Below are 18918 nucleotides of genomic sequence, written 5' to 3' on the forward strand. Positions count from 1 at the left end.
GGCGCGGCGAGCAGGCCCTGCTCTTCCTGAACCGGCGCGGCTTCGCGCCCTTTCTTTTGTGCTGCGGCTGTGGCGAGGCGCCGCGCTGCCCCAACTGCGAGATCTCGCTCACCTACCACAAGCGGCCGGCCGCGATGGTCTGCCATTACTGCGAGTTTCAGACCCCGCCCGCGCAGACCTGCGCGAAGTGCGGCTCCGAGGAACTGCGCGCGATGGGCACCGGGACCGAGCGCCTGGAAGAGGCCCTGCAGAAGCGCTACCCCGAGCTGCGCCTGGCCCGCCTCGACCGCGACGTGGCCAGCGGGCGGCAGCGCACCGAGGAAATATTAAGCAACTTCGCGGCGGGCGAGCTGGACGTCCTGGTGGGCACCCAGCTGGTCGCGAAGGGCCACGACTTCAAGCGCCTTACTTTGGTGGGCATCCTGCTCGCGGACAGCACGCTCAACCAACCGGACTTCCGCGCGGCGGAGCGCCTTTTCCAGCTGGTGACCCAGGTCGCTGGGCGGGCGGGGCGCCACGATCTCCCCGGCGAGGTTTTTTTGCAGACCTTTCGTCCCGAGCACTACGCCATCGTCTCCGCCCTGGGCCACGACCTCGAGGGCTTCTTCGCCCGGGAGCGAGCGCAGCGCGAGGAAGTCGGCTATCCGCCCTTCCAGCGGGTCGTCCTCCTGAAGTTGAGCGGCAGCCAGGCCGACCGGGTGGAGCGCGCCTGCGGGAAGCTGGCCGAGGACCTGGCGGTGCTCTTCGGCCGCCACCCCGAGCTGCGCATCCTCGGCCCCGCCCCGGCGGCGCTGGCCAAGCTGCGCGGGCGCTACCGCTGGCAGGTGATGCTGCGCACGCCGAAATTCGAGGCGATGCGGCGGCTGCTCGAGGAAAAGCTGCCTTATTTCGAGGAGCAGCTGCCGCCGGGCGTCGCCCTCCATGTCGATGTGGACCCGATCGGCGTATTTTAGTAGGCTGGAATCATGGTGTTGGACATCCTGAAATACCCCGACAAGCGCCTGCGCGAGCGTTCGGCTCCCGTGAAGCCGGAAGAGATCCACAGCGTCGCCTTCCAAAAGCTCCTCGACGACATGTTTGCGACGATGTACGCCGCGCCCGGCGTGGGCTTGGCAGCGGTGCAGGTCGGGGTCCTGCAGCGCTTCATGGTCCTGGACGTCGGCATCCCGGAGGGCGAGCTGATCAAGCGAGATCCGAAGGTCCTGATCAACCCCGAGTTTGTCTCCAAGGAAGGCGAGGTCGTCTGGGAGGAGGGCTGCCTGAGCTGCCCCGACTTGACCGTCCCGGTGAAACGCGCGCAGCGCGTGGTCGTGAAGGGCTTGGACCGGGAGGGCCGTCCCTACGAGCTCTCCGGAGAGGACCTGCTGGCCGTGGCCCTGCAACACGAGGTCGACCACATGGACGGGATCCTCATCCTCGACAAACTGAGCCGCCTGAAACAAGACCTCTACAAGGACAAAGTCAAAAAGGGGCAGGTCGTGGTGCGGTAGCGATGGTGCGCGGTTTCACGCGCTTCGCGCTGCGCGAGCACGCCTCGCTGACGGATGGCCCGCATCGTCTTCATGGGTTCCCCCGAGATCGCCGTCCCCTCGCTGAAGGCCCTGCACGCCGCGGGGCACGAGATCGCCGCGGTCGTGACGCAGCCGGACCGGCCCAAGGGGCGGGGCCAGGTCTTGACGGCGCCTGCGGTCAAGGCGGCCGCCGAGGCCCTGGGCCTGCCCGTGCGGCAGCCGGAAAAATCCGCACGCCCGAGTTCGCCGCGGCGCTGCGGGAGCTTAGGCCCGAGCTGATCGCGGTCGTCGCCTACGGCAAGATCCTCCCGCCCGAGGTCCTGGAGATCCCCGAGATCTGCTGCGTCAATCTTCATTTTTCCTTGCTGCCCAAATATCGCGGCGCGGCCTGCGTCGCCTATGCCCTGATCAACGGGGATGCGGAGAGCGGCGTGACGACGATCGTGATGGAGGCGGGCCTCGACACCGGTCCTATATTGATGCAGTGGAGCGAGCCGATCCGCCCCGACGACACCGCGGGCAGTTTGTCGGAGCGCCTCGCCGTCCTGGGCGCCGAGCAGTTGGTCCGGACGGTCGAGGCCTTGGAGCGGGGGACGATCCACCCGACCCCGCAGGGGGAGGCCGAGGCGAGCTACGCGCCCTTGCTCAAGAAGGAAGAGGGCCGCATCGACTGGAATCGGCCCGCGACGGAGATTTTCAACCGTTACCGGGGCTTGAGCCCCTGGCCCGGGGTCTACGCCTTCCTCGAGGGTAAGCGGGTGATCTTCACCGAGCTGAGGCCCGCGCCCGAGTCCGAGGCCGGCCCGCCGGGCGCGCTGCGTCGCGGCCCCGGGGGGCAGCTTTTGGTGGATTGCGGCGCGGGGAGCCTCGAGGTTTTGCGGCTTAAGCCGGAGGGAAAAAGCGTTTTGTCGGCGGAGGATTTTATGCGAGGCTTGCAGGGCAAGACCCCGCTGAGATTCGAATAGGAAGGCCTATGCCGAAATTGATCGCCCCATCCATCTTGAGCGCCGACTTCTCCCGCCTGGGAGACGAAGTCCGGGCCGTCGAGGCCGCCGGCGCCGACATCATCCACTTCGACGTGATGGACGGCCACTTCGTGCCCAATATCACCGTCGGCCCGCTGGTCCTCGAGGCGGTGCGCAAGATCACGAAGCTCCCCATCGACGCGCACCTGATGATCGACCACCCCGACCAATACGTCGCCGAGTTCGTCAAGGCCGGCGCGAATTACATCAGCGTCCATGTCGAGGCCTCGCGCCACCTGCACCGCTCGATCCAGCTGATCCGCTCGCTCGGCGCCAAGGCGGGGATCGCCCTCAACCCGCACACGCCGGTCGCCGCAATGGGCTATATCCTGGACGAGGTGGATTTCATCCTGGTGATGACAGTCAATCCGGGCTTCGGCGGGCAGAAGTTCATCCCCGCGGCCTTCAAGAAGGTGGCGGAGCTCGACCAGATGCGGCGCGAGCATAAGCTGAATTTCCAGATCGAGATCGACGGCGGCGTCAAGGTCGAGAACATCGCCGAGGTCTCGGCGGCCGGCGTCGACATCTTCGTCGCCGGCTCGGCGATCTTCCAATCGAACAATTACGCCGACACCATCGCCGAAATGCGCCGATCCCTCCGCCAATAAGGTTGCAAATCTATACCATTTTGGTATGATTTTTCCGTGAAATTCGAGTTCGATGCCGCCAAAAGCCGCAGCAACCTGCAAAAACACGGCGTCGATTTCGTAGTTGCTCAAGAAATTTGGCAAGGGCCTTACGTGAATTTTTTGGCAAGAGCGGAGTTCGAAAACCGCTTCGCCATCATTGGCCCACTGGATGGAAAGTTATTTACCTGTATATATACGATCCGAGGCGACCGTATTCGGATTATCAGTTGTCGCCGCTCCCGTGAAAAGGAGGCCAAGCTTTATGAAAAAAGCCTCTAAAAAACCTAAGAACGCTCAGGAATTCGACGCCTACTTCGAAGAAAACGACATCGCCGACCTGCTCGACACGAAAACCAAGCGGGTGAACATCGATTTCACTCCGATGGTGCTGAAGCGCATCGACCTCAAGGCCCGTGAATTGGGCCTCACGCGCCAAGCCTTGATCAAGTATTGGATTGCCGAGCGTTTGGATCTCATTCCTTCCAGAAAATAAACCTATTTAAGCCTTCTTCACCGCCGCCTGCCAGCGTTCGACGTGCTTCTTCGCCGCGGCCGGGGCCAGGGTCGGCATGAAGTCGCGGTCCTTGATCCAGCTCTTGGTGATGTCCAGCTCGTTCTTCCAGACGCCCACCGCCAGCCCGGCCAGGAAGGCCGCGCCCAGGCCGGTGGTCTCGACCATCTTCGGGCGAACGATGTCGACGCGCAGGATGTCGGCCAAGAACTGCATCAGGAGGTTGTTGACCGAAGCGCCGCCGTCGACCTTGAGCACCTTCAATTTCTTGCCCAAGTCCTTCGCCATGGCCTGGAGGATGTCGTACTGCAGGAAGGCGATGCCCTCGAGGGTCGCCCGCGCCAGGTGCGCGCGGGTGGTGGCGCGGGTGATGCCGCTGATCAGTCCGCGGGCCTCCTGGCGCCAGTGCGGCGCGCCGAGGCCGACCAGGGCCGGGACGAAGGTCACGCCGCCGGAGTCGGGGACGCTCTCCGCCAGCGACTCGATCTCGGCGGCCGAATCGATGGTCTTGAGGCCGTCGCGCAGCCACTGCACCGCCGCGCCCGCGATGAAGGCGGAGCCCTCCAGGGCGTAATTTACTTTCTTGCCGATCTTCCAGGCGACGGTGGTCAGCATCTTGTTCTTGCTCGCCACGATCTTGCTCCCCGTGTTCATCAGGATGAAGGAGCCCGTGCCGAAGGTGCACTTCGCCGCGCCCGCGTCGAAGCAGGCCTGGCCGAAGAGGGCCGCCTGCTGGTCGCCCGCCATCCCGGAGATGGGGATGCCGTCGGGCAGGCCGGGCACGCCGGAGGTGTGGGCGTAGATCTCGGAGCTGGAGGCGATCTTGGGCAGCACCTCGGCGGGCACCGAGAAGATCTTGAGCAGCTCGGGGTCCCAGGCCAAGGTCTTGAGGTTCATCAGCAGGGTGCGCGAGGCGTTGGAGACGTCGGTGACGTGCGCGGCGCCGCCGCTCAGGCGGTACACCAAGAAGGTGTCGATGGTGCCGAAGGCCAACTCGCCGGCCTTGGCGCGCTGCCGCGCGTGCGGGACGTGGTCGAGCAGCCACTTGATCTTGGTGCCGCTGAAGTAGGCGTCGATCACCAGGCCGGTCTTCTTCCGGATCTTGGCCTCCATCCCCGGCTTTTTCTTGAGGGCGTTGCAGAAGTCGGCGGTGCGGCGGTCCTGCCAGACGATGGCCTTGTCGATGGGCTTGCCGTTGCCCTTGTCCCATATTCCCGTCGTCTCGCGCTGGTTGGTGATGCCGATGGCGGCGATGCGCTTGGGGTCGATGCCGGCGATCTGGATGGCCTCGCCGATCGTCTTGACGGTGCAGGCCCAGATCTCGTCCAGGTCGTGCTCGACCCAGCCCTGCTCGGGGTAATACTGCGGGAACTCGTTGTTCTTCTTCGCCAGGAGGTTGAGCTCGTGGTCGAGGATGAGGACGGTGGTGCCGGTGGTGCCTTGGTCGATGGCCATGACGAGATCGGACATGGGAGCTCCTTTGGGGATAGGTCTGGGGAAATTCGGGAAGCTACTAATATAGAAGGGTTTTTCCGCCAAGCATTAAAATGCCGGCCCCGAAACCGCAACCTTGCGGCCGCTCGGTCGAAAATAAGGGCACGCACTCCTTCGGTGGGCACCACAGGAGAACCTCTCATGACGCCCCCGATTAACTACTGTCCATCCCCCATTTCCACCGAGACCCTGAGCGTGATCGACTCTTGCGAGCTGCCGCGCCCGGTCTGCGGCGCGCCCGAGCCCGTGGTCATCCACGACGAGGCGCGCGGGATGTCCTACGTGGGGATGGGACGCCGCTGCCAGGAAGAGTTTCACCGCATCCCCGGCGTGAATTTGTTCCGCAACGCCCCGCAGGCCCTGCCCCCGGCGCGGCCGCCGCAGAACTCGGGCGCCCAAGCGCCCGGCGCCTCAGCCCCGCTGCCGCCCCCCGCGCCCCAGGCCCACCCCTCCGCCGCCCCGACCCAGCCGGTCCGGCCGGCGAATGAGGGAGGTTTTTGGGCCGACGTCGAGGAGCTCTATAGTTTCGGCTGGTGGAGCGGCGCCACGGCCGCCCAGCGTGCGCTGGGCGTCGGAGTCGCCCTAGTCTCCGCCCTGCCCCTGGCCACCTTCGTCGCCTTCGCCGGAGCGGCCGCGGCCTTGGGCGGCGGCTGCGCCCCGGTCTGCGACTTAGACGACGCCCATGCCGACGCCCGCCGGGACAGTCGTACGGACGCCCGAGTCGACGCGCGCGCGGATGCGCGTGGCGACGCCCGGACCGACGCCCGCGGCGATGCGCGGGTCGACGTGATCCGCCAGGATGCCGCGATGGACGCCCGTCCCGACTCCGGTCGCGACGCGGCCCTGGACGTCCGCACCGACGCGCGTGGCGACGTCCGCACGGATGGCCCAAGCGACGTCCGGCCCCGCGGCTAAGCCGACCAATATATTCCGAATTTCCGCGAAAAAGGCCCCGCGCAGGGGCCTTTTTCATTCCAGGGATTTGGTCCTTGCCACCCCCCTCGGATCTGTCCTATTTCAAGCCGTGGCCGGGTCCTCGCGCAAGTCGGGGCCGCAAATCCCGCCAGGTCCGGAAGGAAGCAACGGTAGTGGTTTTCGGCTGTGCAGCGAGATCACCTGGCCACCTTTTTTATGTCCTATCAGGTACTGGCCAGAAAATACCGTCCGCAGGGCTTCGACGAGGTGGTCGGGCAGGAGCACGTCACCGAGACCTGGAAGAACGCCATCCTCAAGAACCGCCTGCACCACGCCTATCTGCTGACCGGCGCGCGCGGGATCGGCAAGACCTCGCTGGCCCGCATCTTCGCCAAGGCCCTCAACTGCGAGCAGGGCCCCACCGCCCAGCCGTGCAACCAGTGCTCCAACTGCCAGGCGATCACCAAGGGCAGCTTCCTCGACGTCCAAGAGATCGACGGCGCCAGCAACACCAGCGTCGAGAGTGTCCGCGAGCTGCGCGAGCAGGTGAAGTACATGCCCGCCGCCGGCAAGTACAAGATCTACATCATCGACGAAGTGCACATGCTCTCGAACGCGGCCTTCAACGCCCTGCTCAAGACCCTCGAGGAGCCGCCGCCGCACGTCGTCTTCGTCTTCGCCACCACCGAGGTGCACAAGATCCCCGTCACGATTCTTTCGCGTTGCCAGCGCTTCGACCTGCGCCGCCTCTCCCAGGCCCAGATCCGCGAGCACCTCGAGAAGATCTGCCGCGAGGAAAAGGTCGGCAGCGACCCCGCGAGCCTCGACCTGCTGGCGCGCGCGGCCGAGGGCTCGATGCGCGACTCGCAGAGCCTGCTCGACATGGCGATCGGCCTCTGCGGCGACAAGCTGCAGGTCGAGAAGATCCGCGAGATGCTGGGCCTGGCCGCGGCCACGCTGATCGAGGACCTGACGGCCGACTGCCTGCAGGGGAAGCTCCCCGAGGCCCTGGCCAAGGCGGAGGACCTCTACCACCGCGGCTTCGACCTGCGGCAGATCGCGGTGCAGTGGGTCGAGTACCTCCACGACCTGACGCTGCTCAAGGCGGCCGGCGCCGCGGCCTTGGGCGAGGGCGTCACGGCGGACCAGCTGGCCGTGATGGAAAAGGCCATCGCCTCGGTCGCGCTCCCCGACCTGCAGATCGCCTTCCAAACCCTCTACCGCGGCACCGAGGAGATCGCGCGCAGCGAGTCGCCCAAGATCTTGTTCGACCTGATGATCGTGAAGCTGGTCCACGGCACGCCCTACCAGTCCCTGCCGCAGATCCTGGCGGGGAAGGGCGTCGCGGGGGCCTCGCTCCCGGCGAGTCCCGGCCAGCGCGGGACCCAGGCCCCAAGCCCGTCCCCGGCCGCCCCGGTTTCCCAGGCCAACTCTTTTGAGGCCCCGGCGCCCGCCGCGCTCCATTCGCACCCCAACAGCGACGTCCTCGACCGCGTCTTGAAGAAGCGTCCCCAGCTCCAGGCCCTGCTGGCGCCCGCGCTGGCGAGGTACTGGGAGGGCGAGCGTTTCACGGTGGTCTTCGCGCCGGGCGCCTTCGAGGCCGAGATGTTTTCCGAAAAGCGCGGCGTCCTGGCCGAGGCCTTAAGCCAAGAACTGGGCACGCCGGTGCAGGTCGAGGTGCGGCAAGAGGCCAAAGGCCGGTCCGCCGCGCCGGTCGTCGACCAAGGTCCGCCGCTGCCCCCGCCGGACCCGGTGGTGGCCCAGGCGATGGAAATTTTGAACGCTACCCTTCAAGAGGTGAAAACCCATGGACATGAATAAGCTGATGAAGCAGGCCCAGAAGATGCAGCGCGAGATGGCGCAGAAGCAGGAGGCGCTGGCGCAGCGGGTCTTCGAGGCCAGCAGCGGCGGCGGCATGGTCACCGCCAAGATCAACGGCAAGCAGGAATTGCTCGAGCTCAAGATCGAGCCCGACGTGGTCGACAAGAGCGACATCCCCATGCTGCAAGACCTGATCGTCGCCGCCGTCAACGAGGCCCACCGCCGCGCGGCGGAGGAGATGCAAAAAGAGATGTCCTCGCTGATGGGCGGCATGGGCCTGCCGGGGATGTTTTAATTCGAAGAGGACCCCGTGCCCCACACGGGCGTTGGTAGAAATTGGCCTCACCCATCGACAGATTGGTTCATTATTTAAGCCAACTCCCGGGCATCGGCGAGAAGACGGCGACGCGCCTGACCTTCTTCATCCTGCGGCAGAAGCCCGGCTACGCGAAGGAGCTCTCGGCCGCGCTGGCCGACCTGCACGACAAGGTGAGCCTGTGCAAACGCTGCCAAAATCTCACCGAGCAAAACCCCTGCCGCCTCTGCGCCGACCTGAAGCGCGACGCCAAGACCGTACTGGTGGTCGAGACGCCGCAGGACTTGCTCGCGATCGAGCGCAGCCAATCCTACCGCGGGCAGTACCACATCTTGCACGGCGCGATCTCGCCCTTGGAGGGCGTCGGCCCCGACGACCTCAAGATCGCCGAGCTACTGGCACGGCTCTCCGGCGAGGGCTTGGCCGAGGTGATCCTCGCGACCAACCCCAACGTCGAGGGCGAGGCCACGGCGCTTTATTTGATGAAGATCCTCGCTCCCCTGGGCGTGAAAGTGACGCGCATCGCCTCGGGCGTGCCGGTGGGAGGAGGCATCGAGTATCTCGATCCGCTGACGCTCAAGCGCGCTATCGAAGGTCGCCGGTAAGAATAATAATAATTCCCGAAACAAGAGGCGATTCCCAATGGGTGGCCGGGCGGGGGTCCCCCGCCGCGCGCAGCTTGCGAGCACGGTGGGGGTGCAGACCGGACAGGACCCATTGGGAATCGCCTCTTGTTTCGGGCACCGCAAGTGATTGGGTGTCCCGTGAACGAAACCTAGTAAGCCTTGACATGTAGAGAACCCGCTTCCTAGAATTCGCCCAAATATGTCCTTCATCAATTACCAGCAAAAAGAGATTAACTTCAAAATCGTCTATTACGGCCCCGCCCAGTCCGGAAAGACCACCTGCCTCGAGTACCTCTTCGAGAAGACCAAGGGGAGCTCCAAGTCCAAGCTGATCCAGCAGGAGTCGAACGAGCGGACTTTGTTCTTCGATTTCATGCCTTTATTCTTGAGCGAGGTGGACGGCTACAAGACCCGCTTCCACCTCTACACGGTGCCCGGCCAAGTTCTGTACGAAGACAGCCGCAAGCTGATCCTGAAGGGCGTCGACGGCATCGTCTTCGTCGCGGACAGCTCGGTCGACCAGATGGAGGCCAACCTCCGCTCGATGGAGAGCCTCCAGACCAACTTGACCGAGCAGGCCTTGAGCCTCGATAAGGTCCCGCTCCTCGTGCAGTACAACAAGCGCGACCTCCCCAACGTCGCCAACCTCGAGGCGATGCGCAAGCTGCTCAACCCCTTCAAAAAGCCCGACTTCGAGACGGTGGCGAAGCAGGGCGAGGGCGTCTTCGAGGCCTTCAGCCGCATCGCGAAGGACGTAATCCGCGACTACGCGGAGAGCGCCTAGCCTTAAGGCGCCGGGTCCCCGCCATGAAGCCTTTTCGGAACCTCTTCATTTTCGGAGCCGCCTTCCTCGCGGTAATCGCGTCCGCCGCGGCGCAAACCCAGGATATCGCCACCCACAAAAAGGGCGTCGCGCTTCGCCTGAAGGCCGCGCCGGAGGCGGGGGAGAGCTATCGCCGTCTGTTCACCGTCGTGGACGGGAAGGAATACCCCATCGACCGCTTTTCCCTGCGTTGGGGCGTCGCCCTCCTCGAAGGCTACGGCGATCAAGCGGGGTATCCGGCCTGGTATCTGGATCCCGAGGGAAAATACCTCTACTACACGGTCTTGACCGGCTGCGGTTTCGAGAGCGACGGCATGGCGATCTTCCGCTCGGACCTTCGCGGGACGCGGATCGAGCCGGTCCTCGGGAGCTGCGACAACCTCGCGATGGAGGCGCTGGCGGAGGGCGGGAAGACTTATTTACTGATCCGCGAGTCGAATTCCGGGATCGGCAACACGGGCTTTTGGATCTTTTCCCTGGATTCGAACCAACCCCTGGTTCACGCGGGCGGCATTTTGGAAAAGGCGACGCAGGCCGGGAAGTTTCGTTATTGCGCTGGCAACGAGGAAGAGAAGGGTGCCTGCGCGGAGATTTCGATGCAGACCCTCCTGCAGCGCCAGGCCCCGTTGCGGCTCCTGCCCCGCTTTCCGCTCACCGCGCGCACCGTCCAAGACGAGGTCCCCCTCCGTGTTCCCGAAGGTTCCTTGCCCTGCGGCCTGGAGCCGACGGCCCGCACGGAGAAAATCCCGCACCGGGGCTCCCCGGTCGTCATCCTGGATACCTGCAAGGAACGCGGCGTTTACGAGGTCTATTTTCGGGGACTGCGGGGGACGGTTTCGAAGAACCAACTCCAGGGCTTCCAGGTCAAGTAGCGGCGCTACACCTCGCCCAGGTAGGCCTTCCGTACGGCGGGATCCTTCAAGAGCTCCGAGGCCTTGCCCTCCATCGTGATCTCGCCGGTTTCCAGCACGTAGGCGCGGTCGGCGGTCTCGAGGGCCAGGTAGGCGTCCTGCTCGATCAGCAACAGCGTGGTCCCCTCCCGGTTGATCTCCTTCAGGGTCTTGAAGATCTGCTGCACCAGGGCCGGCGCGATGCCCAGCGAGGGTTCGTCAAGCAACAGCAACGTGGGCCGGCTCATCAGGGCGCGGCCGATCGCGAGCATCTGCTGCTCGCCGCCGCTGAGCGTGCCCGCGCTCTGGGCGATGCGCTCGCGCAGCCGCGGGAAGAGGCCGAAGATCCGTTCCATATCGCCGGCGAAATTCTTGCGGTCGCGGCGTCCGTAGGCGCCCAGCTCCAAATTTTCCTTCACGCTCAAGTTGGCGAAGATCATGCGCCCCTCCGGGACTTGGGCGACCCCGTGCGCGACGATGCGGTGGCTGGGCTCGCGGGCCAGGTCGACCTGGTGGCCGGGCGTCTCGTAGCGCAGGCTGCCGCGGCTCGGCCGGATCAGGCCGGAGATGCTGCGCACCAGCGTCGTCTTGCCGGCGCCGTTGCTGCCGATCAGCGTGACGATCTCGCCCGCCTTGACGTGGAGGCTCACGCCTTTCAGGGCGTGGATGGCGCCGTAGTGGACGTGGAGGTCTTGGATCGTGAGCATGGCTAAAGCTTCGGCGCCCTTTCTCCCAGGTAGGCCTCGATGACCTTGGGGTCGCTGCGGATCTGCTCGGGCGTGCCCTCGGCGATGGGGACGCCGTAGTCCAGCACCAGGATGCGCGGGCAGAGGTTCATCACCACCGCCATGTCGTGCTCGATCAGCAGGATCGAGAGTTTCAGCTCCTCGTGAAGGCGCCGGATCAGTTCGATGAGCTCGCGCTTCTCGGAGGCGTTCATGCCGGCGGCAGGCTCGTCGAGCAGCAGCAGCTTGGGCCGGGTCGCCAGCGCGCGGACCATCTCGAGGCGGCGCTGGTCGCCGTAAGAGAGGTTCTTGGCGCGTTCGTCGCGGTGTTCGGCCAGGTGAAAGCGCTCGAGCAGGGCCTCGGCCTCGGCGGCGATGGCGGCTTCTTCCGCATGGAATTTCTTTCCCGCGAGGACCGCGTCCCACAGCGAGTAGCCGACGCGCTGGTAGCAGGCCGCGCGGACGTTGTCCAAGACGCTTAAGTCCGGGAAGAGGCGGATGTTCTGGAAGGTGCGGGCGACGCCCAGGCGGTTGATCTCCTGCGGCTTGAGCGGGTTGAGCAGGGTGTCTTGGAAACGCAGCTCCCCGGAGGTGGGGACGTAGACGCCGGTCAGCAGGTTGAAGAAGGTGGTCTTGCCCGCACCGTTGGGCCCGATGATGGCCATCAGCTCCTGGGCCTTTAGCGAGAAGCTCAAGCCCGAGAGGGCCTTGAGCCCGCCGAAGGAGATGCCGCAGTCTTGGACTTCCAAAAGCGTCATGACGACCTAACCCATTGTTTGATCGATACCCCCTTCGAGCGCAGCAGCATCGTCGCGATGATGAGCAGGCTGTAGAGGATCATCCGCCACTCCGCGAAGCCGCGCAGCAGTTCGGGGAGCATGGTCAGCAGGGCGGCGGCGATCACCACCCCCCAGAGATTCCCCATGCCGCCCAAGACGACCATGACGACGAAGTCGACGGATTTCAAAAAACCGAAGCTGTTGACGTGCAGGTAGTTCAAATAGTGGGCGTAGAGCCCTCCTCCAAGGCCCGCGAAGCCCGCGCCGATCACGAAGGCCGTCACCTTGACGCGGGTGTTGGAGATGCCCAGGGAGAGGGCCGCGATCTCGTCCTCGCGGATCGCCGCGAAGCTCAGGCCCTTCGCCGTCCGGGTGATCCGTCCGATCACGTAGACGGTGAGTGCGGCGAAGAGGAAGACCCAGAAGAAGTTCGCATAGCCGGGGATGTCGGAGAAGCCCCGCGCCCCGCCGACGACCTCCATGTTGTTGATGACGACCAGGACGATCTCGCCGAAGCCCAGGGTCGCGATCGCCAGGTAGTCGCCGCGCAGCCTTAAGGTCGGGAGTCCGATCGCCAGGCCGGAGAGGATGGCGGCGCAGACCCCGACGGCGAGAGAGACGAGGAAAAGCAAAGGATCCAGGGCCGTCGCCGGCAGGAAACCCAGCAGCCCGCGCAGCGCCGGGTGCGCATAGACGCTGAAGGCCGCCGAGGCGTAGGCCCCGACCGCCATGAAGCCGGCGTGCCCCAAGTTGAACTGCCCCGTGTAGCCGTTGATCAGGTTGAGCGAGGTCGCCATGACGACGTTGATCCCGATGTAGACCAGGATCTGCAGGTAGTAGGGGTTGAGGTAGGCGTCGAAGGCGCGATTCAAGCCCCACAGGACGGCGACGCAGAGCAGGACGGCGAGGAGACGCTTCATCAGACCTTCTCCCGCGTGCTCTTCCCCAAAATTCCTTCCGGACGGAACAAGAGGATGAGAATTAATATGATGAAGGCCAGGGCGTTGCGGTAGGTGCTGGAGATGTAGCCCGCGACCAGCGTCTCGGCGACGCCCATGATCAGGCCGCCGATCAAGGCCCCGGGGATGTTGCCGATCCCGCCCAGGACCGCCGCGACGAAGGCCTTCAGCCCCGGCATCAGGCCCATCAACGGGTCGATCTTCGGGTTGGAGAGTCCCACCAGGATACCGGCGGCCGCGGCCAACACCGAGCCCAGGACGAAGGTGAGACTGATGATGCGGTTGACGTTGATGCCCACCAGGTGACTCGCCGTATGGCTGAACGACACCGCGCGCATCGCCTTGCCGGCCTTGGTCTTTTGCACGACGAAGCGCAGCCCGAACATCAGGACGAAGCTGACGATGAAGATGGCGAGCTGGATGTTGTTGACGACGACGCCGTGGAAGTTGACGACCTCGCGGGTCTCGATCAGGGTGGGAAAGAATTTCGGGTCGGCCCCGAACAGCCACTGGCCGAAGTACTCCAGGAAGAGCGAGACGCCGATCGCGGTGATCAGGGCGTTGATGCGCGGGGCTTGGCGCAGCGGACGGTAGGCGAGGCGCTCGATCAGGGCGCCCAGCAGCGCGCAGACCAGCATGGCCGAGAGCATGACGAAGGCGAAGCGCGCGAAGGTCCCGCCCCCGGTCACCAGGCGGGCGGCGTAGTAGCCCACCATCGCGCCCACCATGTAGACGTCGCCGTGGGCGAAGTTGATCAGCCGCAGGACGCCGTAGACCATGGTGTAGCCCAGGGCGATGAGCGCGTAGATGCTGCCCCAGGCCAGGCCGTTGACGAGTTGTTGGAAAAATTCGGTCATTCCTACGCCGGATCCAGCGACTTGTGGAATTTCACCTTCCCGCCCTCGATCTTCAGGATGACGATCTTCTTCTTGGCGTTGCGCTGCGCGTCCATCGTGATGCTGCCGGTGACGCCTTGAAAGTCCTTGGTGGCGGCGAGCGCGTCGCGGATCTTCGGGCCCTCGTCGCTGCCCGCGCGCTTGATCGCGTCAAAGAGGATGTTGGCCGCGTCATAACCCAGGACCGCCATCGCGTCGGGGACCTTGCCGAACTTGGCCTGGTATTTCTTGATGAAGTCCTGGACCACCGGCGAGGGGTCGTCCGCGGAGTAGTGGTTGCTGAAATAGCTGCCCTCCACCGCGGCGCCGCCGATCTCGAGGGTCTTCGGGCTGTCCCAGCCGTCCCCGCCCATCAGCGGGACGTTGAGGCCCAGGTCGCGGGCCTGGCGGGCGATCAGGCCCACCTCGGTGTAGTAGCCGGGGACGTAGATGGCCTGCGGAGCGGCGCTCTTGATGTCGGTGAGCTGGGCTCGGAACTCGATGTCGCCCTCCGAGTAGCTCTGTTTGGCGACGATCTCGCCGCCCAATTCTTTGAAGGTCTTTTCGAAGAACTCCATCAGGCCCACGCTGTAGTCGTTCTTGATGTCGTAGAGGATGGCGACCTTGCGCAGCCCCAAGTCGTTGAAGGCGAAGCGGGCCATCGAGGAACCTTGGAAGGTATCGACGAAGCAGGCGCGGAAGATGTAGTCGCCCACCTCGGTGACCTTGGGGTTGGTCGAGGCGGGCGAGATCATCGGAATCTTGCTCTTCTGGGCCTCGGGGGCGGCGGCCAGGCTGCGGGAGGAGGCGACCTCGCCGATCAGGGCCTTGACCTGGTTTTGTTTGATCAGCTTCAGGACCGCGGTGCGGGCCTCTTCCGGCTTGCTTTGGTCGTCCTCGACGATCACCTCGACCTGCTTGCCCAGGAGGCCGCCGGTCTTGTTGACCTCTTCCAGGGCGAGCTGCACCCCGTCGTTCATCGACTGGCCGAAGGTGGCGGTCGTCCCGGTCAAGGAGGCGAACTCCCCGAGCGTCAGGACGTTTTCGTTTTTCTTGCAGGCGCTTAAGGCCACGAGGGCCGCCAGGCCGAAACGGAAGAGATTTTTCATGGATGCTCCTCGGCGCCGCGAGCCCAGGCGAGAAGGCGCCTCGCCGCCCATAACACTTAAAAAGGCTTTTTCTGGCAAGTCATTTATGGATTTCGGGCGTTTATCCAAAGAATGCGCTGGATCGGAACGGTCCTCGTATGGCAGGTCTGCCGAAGCCCCGCTTGACTGGGGGGCTTAAGCTCCTTAAGATCGCAGAATTTCATCCAGAGACCCTGCGTGGCCCAGAATCGCGGGGCTCTTCATACCTTATCTCGGAGGAAACATTGTGAAGTCATTCCCAAAAACTCTATCGAAGCTCCTGCTCGGCGCCGCCTTGGCCGCCGCCCTGGTCGTTCCCACCGCCTGCGGTCCCAGCCAAGAGCAGCTGGAGAAGGCCGTCGGCGACTACATCCAAAAGAACCCCCAGGCCCTGCAGAAGCCCATCCAAGAGGCCATGAAGGCGGCCCGCCCGCAGCGTCCGCCCGAGCTGCCGCTGGCCGACCGCATCAAAAACGCGATCAAGGTCCCGATCGACAATGCGCCGACCAAGGGGGCTGAAAACGCGCCCATCACGATGGTCGTCTTCTCCGAGTTCCAATGCCCCTTCTGCAAGCGGGTCCTGCCGACCATCGACCAGATCCTGAAGGAATACGACGGCAAGGTCCGCCTGGCCTTCCGCCACAACCCCTTGCCCTTCCACCCCAACGCCATGCCGGCCGCCAAGGCCTCGATGGCGGCCAAGGACCAAGGCAAGTTTTGGGAGATGCACGACGCCCTCTTCGCCAACCAGCAGGACTTGAGCGAGGCGGGCATTATGAAGGCGGCCAAAGAGGCCGGCCTGGACCTCAAGAAGTTTGAGGTCGATTTCAAGTCGACCAAGTACGACACCGTTATCAAGGAAGACATGGAGTTCGCCCGGGCCAACGGCGCCACGGGGACCCCGGCCTTCTTCATCAACGGCGTCGCCCTGAAGGGGGCCCAGCCCTTCCCGGCCTTCAAGCAGATCATCGAGGCCCTGCTCAACCCCGGATCGGTCCCGCCGGCCCCGGCGGCGGCCAAGGCCCCGGCCCCGCAGCCGCAATAACTGAATCATTTTGGGAATAAATATTCCCACTCCAGGAACAGGCCGGAGGGCAAACTAGCCCTCCGGCCTTTTTCTAAACCATGGAAGTCTTTCTCCAGGAATACGGGATCTACCTAGGCGCCGGCCTCGTCGGGCTGACGGGGCTCTTTTCCGGCCTATTTCTGTACCGAAAACGTCAGGCCAAGCGCCAGGTGGCCTCCACCATGACCTTGGGGCTGGAGAAGACCCACGACCAGCTCAAGGTCCGCTTAGGCGAATTGATCCGCATCAGCCGGGACATCGACGAGGGGGTCTACGCCCACCTGGAAGAGGTCCTGCTCGGGGCGGACGTCGGCGTGAAGACCACCCAGAAGCTGCTGCGCTATCTCCGCGAGGACGTCACCGCCAGCGGGCGCAAGGACATTCACTTACTCAAGGGCTACCTGCGCACCGAGATCCTGAAGATCTTGAACGCCCATCCCACCGAATCGCTGCTCCCGAAGAAGCCTCACGTGCAGATGATCGTCGGCGTCAACGGGGTGGGAAAGACGACCACCATCGGCAAGCTGGCCTCCCTCTATCGGAACAACAACGAGACGGTCCTCCTGGCCGCGGCCGACACCTTCCGCGCCGGTGCGGTGGACCAGCTGAAGGTCTGGGCGACGCGGGTCGGCGCCAACACGCTGGCGCAGAAGGAGGGTGCGGACCCCGCCGCCGTGGCCTACGACGCGGTCAAGGCGGGGGTGGCGCGGAATTTCGATAAGGTGGTGATCGATACCGCCGGACGGCTGCACACCAAGGTCAACCTGATGGAGGAGCTGAAGAAGGTGAGGCGGGTGATCGACAAGGCCCTGCCCGGCGCGCCCCACGAGATCATTCTGGTGGTCGACGCCACCCAGGGCCAGAACGCCCTGCACCAGGCGCGGGAGTTCCACCAGGCCTTGGGCCTGACCGGCATCATCCTCACCAAGCTGGACGGCACGGCGAAGGGCGGGATCGTCGTGGGAATCCTCGATGAGATCGGGGTGCCCATCCGTTACGTGGGCCTGGGCGAGCGTCTGGAAGACCTCCAGCCCTTCTTTGCGACCGAATTCGTCGACGCATTGCTAAATTAAGTGTCGAAGTGCCGAAGTGCTTAAGTTTTTTGACGCCAATACCGCAAAATCTCAAACCTTTGGCAAAAGAAACTTAGACACTCCGACACTTAGGCACCTCGACACTTGATATTGACAGCCCTTGCCCGGACCGGATAATAGGTCGAGCGCATTGATTTTGCGGAGGTTTTTGAAATGGCTGAAGCGGCTGCCCAATTAGAAGAGTATTTCGTCACCGAGGACTGCATCGCTTGTGACGCCTGCTGCAACGATTTTCCCGACATCTTCGTGATGAACGCCGAGCACACCCGGGCCATCGCCAAGGAAAAATCGCCGGTCGGCAAGTTCAATCCCTGGGACATCGTCACCGTCTGCCCGGTCGACGCGATCAAGCTCGTCAATATGCCCATGCCCGCCAAACCGGAGGGCGAGAAGAAGGTCGAAGCCGCGCCCGCCGAGACCGACAACAGCGACTGGGAGCGCCGCTGGGCCGCGGTCCGCGACCAGCTCGAGCCGCAGTGGGAACGCATGAAGCGCTACGGCATGGCCTCCTCGGTCGACGAAGAAAAAGACCGCTACATCGTCCGTTTCGACATGCCCGCCAAGGTCCCCAACCACCGCCTCAAGTTCAAGTGGGGCCTGCCCGACGACATGCCCGAGTACAAGGCCGCGGTCGAGATCCACGGCGGCAACGTCAAGATCCGCGCCAAGCTCGAGGACGAGAAGGTCAAGAAGCTCTGCGGCTGGGTCAACTCCTTCCCCGAGGGCTTCCTGCGCGAGCTCAACTTCCCCGTGCCCATCAAGTCGCACCGCCTGAACTACGACCCCGAGACGCGCATCCTCGAGGTGGTCTTGGAGAAGGCGCAGCCGGAGCAGCAGGCGGCGTAGTGTTTTAGGATTCCATCAGGTTTCATGAGTCGTAGGGGCCGTTCGCGAACGGCCCCTGCTTTTTATGTATATCGACACCCACGCTCATATCGACTTTTCCACCTACTCGCCCGAGGAAATCGAGCCGATGATGCGGCGCGCCCGCGAGGCGGGAGTGGACCGCATCGTGCACATCGCCTCCGGCGAGGGCACGGCCAGCATGGAGGGCGCCCTCAAGGTGGTCGAGCGCTTCCCCGAGGTCGTCGCCGCGATCGGTGTCCACCCGCACGACGCCAAGCTGGTCGACGACGTGGTCCTGGCGCGGGCCCGCGAGCTCGCCGCCCACCCCAAGGTCGCGGCGATCGGCGAGGTGGGCCTCGATTTCCACTACAACCACTCGACCCGCGAGGAGCAGTTCTCCGCCTTGCGGCGCTTCGTCGCCCTGGCCCGCGAGGTGAAAAAGCCCCTCGTCATCCACGACCGCGACTCCCACGACGAGCTTTTGCAGGTCTTGAAAGAAGAGGGCGCTCGCGAGGTCGGCGGGGTCTTCCACTGTTTCTCCGGCGACTACGAATTCGGCAAACGGGTCCTCGACGAGAATTTTTTGGTCTCCTTCACCGGCATCGTCACCTTCAAGAAGGCCGAAGTCACGCAGGACGCGGCGAGGCGCCTGCCGCTCGACCGGATGCTGATCGAGACCGACAGCCCATACCTGGCACCGGTGCCATACCGCGGCAAGACCAATAATCCGTCGTATGTGGTCCATGTGGCGCAACAGATTGCCGAGCTGCGCGGATGTGCACCGGAAGATATCGCGCTGACCACCAGCCGTAATTTCGAGCGCTTGTTCAAGCGCTGTCTGAGCACTGCTTGAAGCTCAGAAGGTACTTCAGGTTTACTCTGAAGT

Annotated in this window: 21 protein-coding genes, 1 other RNA gene and 1 pseudogene; 17 read left to right on the plus strand and 6 right to left on the minus strand. The window is 64.3% G+C overall.

The features are described from left to right. The 6 genes and pseudogenes from priA to FBR05_10655 form a co-directional block, all read left to right on the plus strand. A partial coding sequence (priA, locus tag FBR05_10630; GenBank protein MDL1872647.1) for a primosomal protein N' occupies positions 1 to 953 on the plus strand: 953 nt, incomplete at its 5' end. A gap of 9 nt (positions 954 to 962) precedes the next feature. Beyond that, positions 963 to 1490: a peptide deformylase gene (gene def / locus FBR05_10635; protein MDL1872648.1), complete on the plus strand. Its 528-nt coding sequence runs from the start codon at positions 963 to 965 to the stop codon at positions 1488 to 1490. A 54-nt stretch (positions 1491 to 1544) separates the two neighbouring features. After that, positions 1545 to 2476, plus strand: a pseudogene (locus tag FBR05_10640) (methionyl-tRNA formyltransferase). 8 nt (positions 2477 to 2484) lie between these two features. Next, positions 2485 to 3144: a ribulose-phosphate 3-epimerase gene (locus FBR05_10645; GenBank protein MDL1872649.1), complete on the plus strand. Its 660-nt coding sequence runs from the start codon at positions 2485 to 2487 to the stop codon at positions 3142 to 3144. Positions 3145 to 3180: 36 nt separating this feature from the next. After that, positions 3181 to 3444 carry a BrnT family toxin gene (locus FBR05_10650; GenBank protein MDL1872650.1) on the plus strand — a complete coding sequence of 88 codons (264 nt, stop codon included), beginning with the start codon at positions 3181 to 3183 and terminating at the stop codon, positions 3442 to 3444. Further along, positions 3428 to 3658 carry a CopG family transcriptional regulator gene (locus FBR05_10655; protein ID MDL1872651.1) on the plus strand — a complete coding sequence of 77 codons (231 nt, stop codon included), beginning with the start codon at positions 3428 to 3430 and terminating at the stop codon, positions 3656 to 3658. Before FBR05_10650 ends, FBR05_10655 begins: the two co-directional genes overlap by 17 nt. Positions 3659 to 3664: 6 nt before the next feature. Here FBR05_10655 and glpK read toward each other — a convergent pair whose 3' ends face one another. Then, complete coding sequence (gene glpK, locus FBR05_10660) at positions 3665 to 5146, minus strand: glycerol kinase GlpK (protein MDL1872652.1); 1482 nt, start codon at positions 5144 to 5146, stop codon at positions 3665 to 3667. A gap of 165 nt (positions 5147 to 5311) precedes the next feature. Here glpK and FBR05_10665 point away from each other — a divergent pair, with 165 nt between their 5' ends. From FBR05_10665 to FBR05_10695, 7 genes are all read left to right on the plus strand, one after another. Continuing rightward, complete coding sequence (locus FBR05_10665; protein MDL1872653.1) at positions 5312 to 6085, plus strand: hypothetical protein; 774 nt, start codon at positions 5312 to 5314, stop codon at positions 6083 to 6085. A gap of 111 nt (positions 6086 to 6196) precedes the next feature. Next, an RNA gene (ffs, locus tag FBR05_10670) (signal recognition particle sRNA small type) lies at positions 6197 to 6295 on the plus strand. Positions 6296 to 6301: 6 nt separating this feature from the next. After that, positions 6302 to 7906: a DNA polymerase III subunit gamma/tau gene (gene dnaX, locus FBR05_10675; GenBank protein MDL1872654.1), complete on the plus strand. Its 1605-nt coding sequence runs from the start codon at positions 6302 to 6304 to the stop codon at positions 7904 to 7906. Continuing rightward, entirely contained in the window at positions 7893 to 8201 is a 309-nt protein-coding gene (locus FBR05_10680; GenBank protein ID MDL1872655.1) for a YbaB/EbfC family nucleoid-associated protein, read from the plus strand. Before dnaX ends, FBR05_10680 begins: the two co-directional genes overlap by 14 nt. 41 nt (positions 8202 to 8242) lie before the next feature. Then, positions 8243 to 8827: a recombination protein RecR gene (gene recR, locus FBR05_10685; GenBank protein MDL1872656.1), complete on the plus strand. Its 585-nt coding sequence runs from the start codon at positions 8243 to 8245 to the stop codon at positions 8825 to 8827. Between the two features lie 220 nt (positions 8828 to 9047). After that, entirely contained in the window at positions 9048 to 9632 is a 585-nt protein-coding gene (locus tag FBR05_10690) for a GTPase domain-containing protein (GenBank protein MDL1872657.1), read from the plus strand. Between the two features lie 23 nt (positions 9633 to 9655). Continuing rightward, on the plus strand, positions 9656 to 10543 hold the full coding sequence (locus FBR05_10695) for a hypothetical protein (GenBank protein ID MDL1872658.1): 888 nt from the start codon (positions 9656 to 9658) through the stop codon (positions 10541 to 10543). A 5-nt stretch (positions 10544 to 10548) separates the two neighbouring features. Here FBR05_10695 and FBR05_10700 read toward each other — a convergent pair whose 3' ends face one another. The 5 genes from FBR05_10700 to FBR05_10720 are packed head-to-tail and all read right to left on the minus strand — an operon-like array spanning position 10549 to position 15008. Further along, a complete protein-coding gene (locus FBR05_10700) occupies positions 10549 to 11268 on the minus strand; it encodes an ABC transporter ATP-binding protein (GenBank protein ID MDL1872659.1) in 720 nt (239 codons plus the stop codon). Between the two features lie 2 nt (positions 11269 to 11270). Further along, positions 11271 to 12044 carry an ABC transporter ATP-binding protein gene (locus FBR05_10705; GenBank protein ID MDL1872660.1) on the minus strand — a complete coding sequence of 258 codons (774 nt, stop codon included), beginning with the start codon at positions 12042 to 12044 and terminating at the stop codon, positions 11271 to 11273. Further along, positions 12041 to 12985 (minus strand): branched-chain amino acid ABC transporter permease, encoded by a 945-nt coding sequence (locus FBR05_10710; protein ID MDL1872661.1) that lies wholly within the window; start codon positions 12983 to 12985, stop codon positions 12041 to 12043. Before FBR05_10710 ends, FBR05_10705 begins: the two co-directional genes overlap by 4 nt. After that, on the minus strand, positions 12985 to 13881 hold the full coding sequence (locus FBR05_10715) for a branched-chain amino acid ABC transporter permease (GenBank protein ID MDL1872662.1): 897 nt from the start codon (positions 13879 to 13881) through the stop codon (positions 12985 to 12987). Before FBR05_10715 ends, FBR05_10710 begins: the two co-directional genes overlap by 1 nt. Positions 13882 to 13883: 2 nt before the next feature. Then, entirely contained in the window at positions 13884 to 15008 is a 1125-nt protein-coding gene (locus tag FBR05_10720; GenBank protein MDL1872663.1) for an ABC transporter substrate-binding protein, read from the minus strand. 265 nt (positions 15009 to 15273) lie between these two features. Here FBR05_10720 and FBR05_10725 point away from each other — a divergent pair, with 265 nt between their 5' ends. The 4 genes from FBR05_10725 to FBR05_10740 all read left to right on the plus strand — a co-directional run bounded on the left by FBR05_10725 (position 15274) and on the right by FBR05_10740 (position 18885). After that, complete coding sequence (locus tag FBR05_10725) at positions 15274 to 16071, plus strand: hypothetical protein (GenBank protein ID MDL1872664.1); 798 nt, start codon at positions 15274 to 15276, stop codon at positions 16069 to 16071. An 80-nt stretch (positions 16072 to 16151) separates the two neighbouring features. Next, positions 16152 to 17165, plus strand: a complete 1014-nt coding sequence (gene ftsY / locus FBR05_10730) for a signal recognition particle-docking protein FtsY (GenBank protein ID MDL1872665.1) — start codon at positions 16152 to 16154, stop codon at positions 17163 to 17165. 174 nt (positions 17166 to 17339) lie between these two features. Continuing rightward, positions 17340 to 18032: a hypothetical protein gene (locus tag FBR05_10735; GenBank protein MDL1872666.1), complete on the plus strand. Its 693-nt coding sequence runs from the start codon at positions 17340 to 17342 to the stop codon at positions 18030 to 18032. A 64-nt stretch (positions 18033 to 18096) separates the two neighbouring features. Continuing rightward, on the plus strand, positions 18097 to 18885 hold the full coding sequence (locus FBR05_10740; protein MDL1872667.1) for a TatD family deoxyribonuclease: 789 nt from the start codon (positions 18097 to 18099) through the stop codon (positions 18883 to 18885). Positions 18886 to 18918 lie beyond the last annotated feature (33 nt).

The organism is Deltaproteobacteria bacterium PRO3, assembly GCA_030263375.1.
Classification (GTDB): Bacteria; UBA10199; UBA10199; order DSSB01; family DSSB01; genus DSSB01.

Excerpts from the sequence above, each read along its gene's own strand:
- FBR05_10735 (MDL1872666.1), top strand. The coding sequence starts at position 17,340 with ATGGCTGAAGCGGCTGCCCAATTAGAAGAGTATTTCGTCACCGAGGAC.
- FBR05_10655 (MDL1872651.1), top strand. The coding sequence starts at position 3,428 with ATGAAAAAAGCCTCTAAAAAACCTAAGAACGCTCAGGAATTCGACGCC.
- FBR05_10715 (MDL1872662.1), bottom strand. The coding sequence starts at position 13,881 with ATGACCGAATTTTTCCAACAACTCGTCAACGGCCTGGCCTGGGGCAGC.
- FBR05_10665 (MDL1872653.1), top strand. The coding sequence starts at position 5,312 with ATGACGCCCCCGATTAACTACTGTCCATCCCCCATTTCCACCGAGACC.
- FBR05_10690 (MDL1872657.1), top strand. The coding sequence starts at position 9,048 with ATGTCCTTCATCAATTACCAGCAAAAAGAGATTAACTTCAAAATCGTC.
- ftsY (MDL1872665.1), top strand. The coding sequence starts at position 16,152 with ATGGAAGTCTTTCTCCAGGAATACGGGATCTACCTAGGCGCCGGCCTC.
- glpK (MDL1872652.1), bottom strand. The coding sequence starts at position 5,146 with ATGTCCGATCTCGTCATGGCCATCGACCAAGGCACCACCGGCACCACC.
- FBR05_10740 (MDL1872667.1), top strand. The coding sequence starts at position 18,097 with ATGTATATCGACACCCACGCTCATATCGACTTTTCCACCTACTCGCCC.
- FBR05_10680 (MDL1872655.1), top strand. The coding sequence starts at position 7,893 with ATGGACATGAATAAGCTGATGAAGCAGGCCCAGAAGATGCAGCGCGAG.
- FBR05_10710 (MDL1872661.1), bottom strand. The coding sequence starts at position 12,985 with ATGAAGCGTCTCCTCGCCGTCCTGCTCTGCGTCGCCGTCCTGTGGGGC.
- FBR05_10700 (MDL1872659.1), bottom strand. The coding sequence starts at position 11,268 with ATGCTCACGATCCAAGACCTCCACGTCCACTACGGCGCCATCCACGCC.
- FBR05_10645 (MDL1872649.1), top strand. The coding sequence starts at position 2,485 with ATGCCGAAATTGATCGCCCCATCCATCTTGAGCGCCGACTTCTCCCGC.
- dnaX (MDL1872654.1), top strand. The coding sequence starts at position 6,302 with ATGTCCTATCAGGTACTGGCCAGAAAATACCGTCCGCAGGGCTTCGAC.
- FBR05_10705 (MDL1872660.1), bottom strand. The coding sequence starts at position 12,044 with ATGACGCTTTTGGAAGTCCAAGACTGCGGCATCTCCTTCGGCGGGCTC.
- FBR05_10695 (MDL1872658.1), top strand. The coding sequence starts at position 9,656 with ATGAAGCCTTTTCGGAACCTCTTCATTTTCGGAGCCGCCTTCCTCGCG.
- FBR05_10720 (MDL1872663.1), bottom strand. The coding sequence starts at position 15,008 with ATGAAAAATCTCTTCCGTTTCGGCCTGGCGGCCCTCGTGGCCTTAAGC.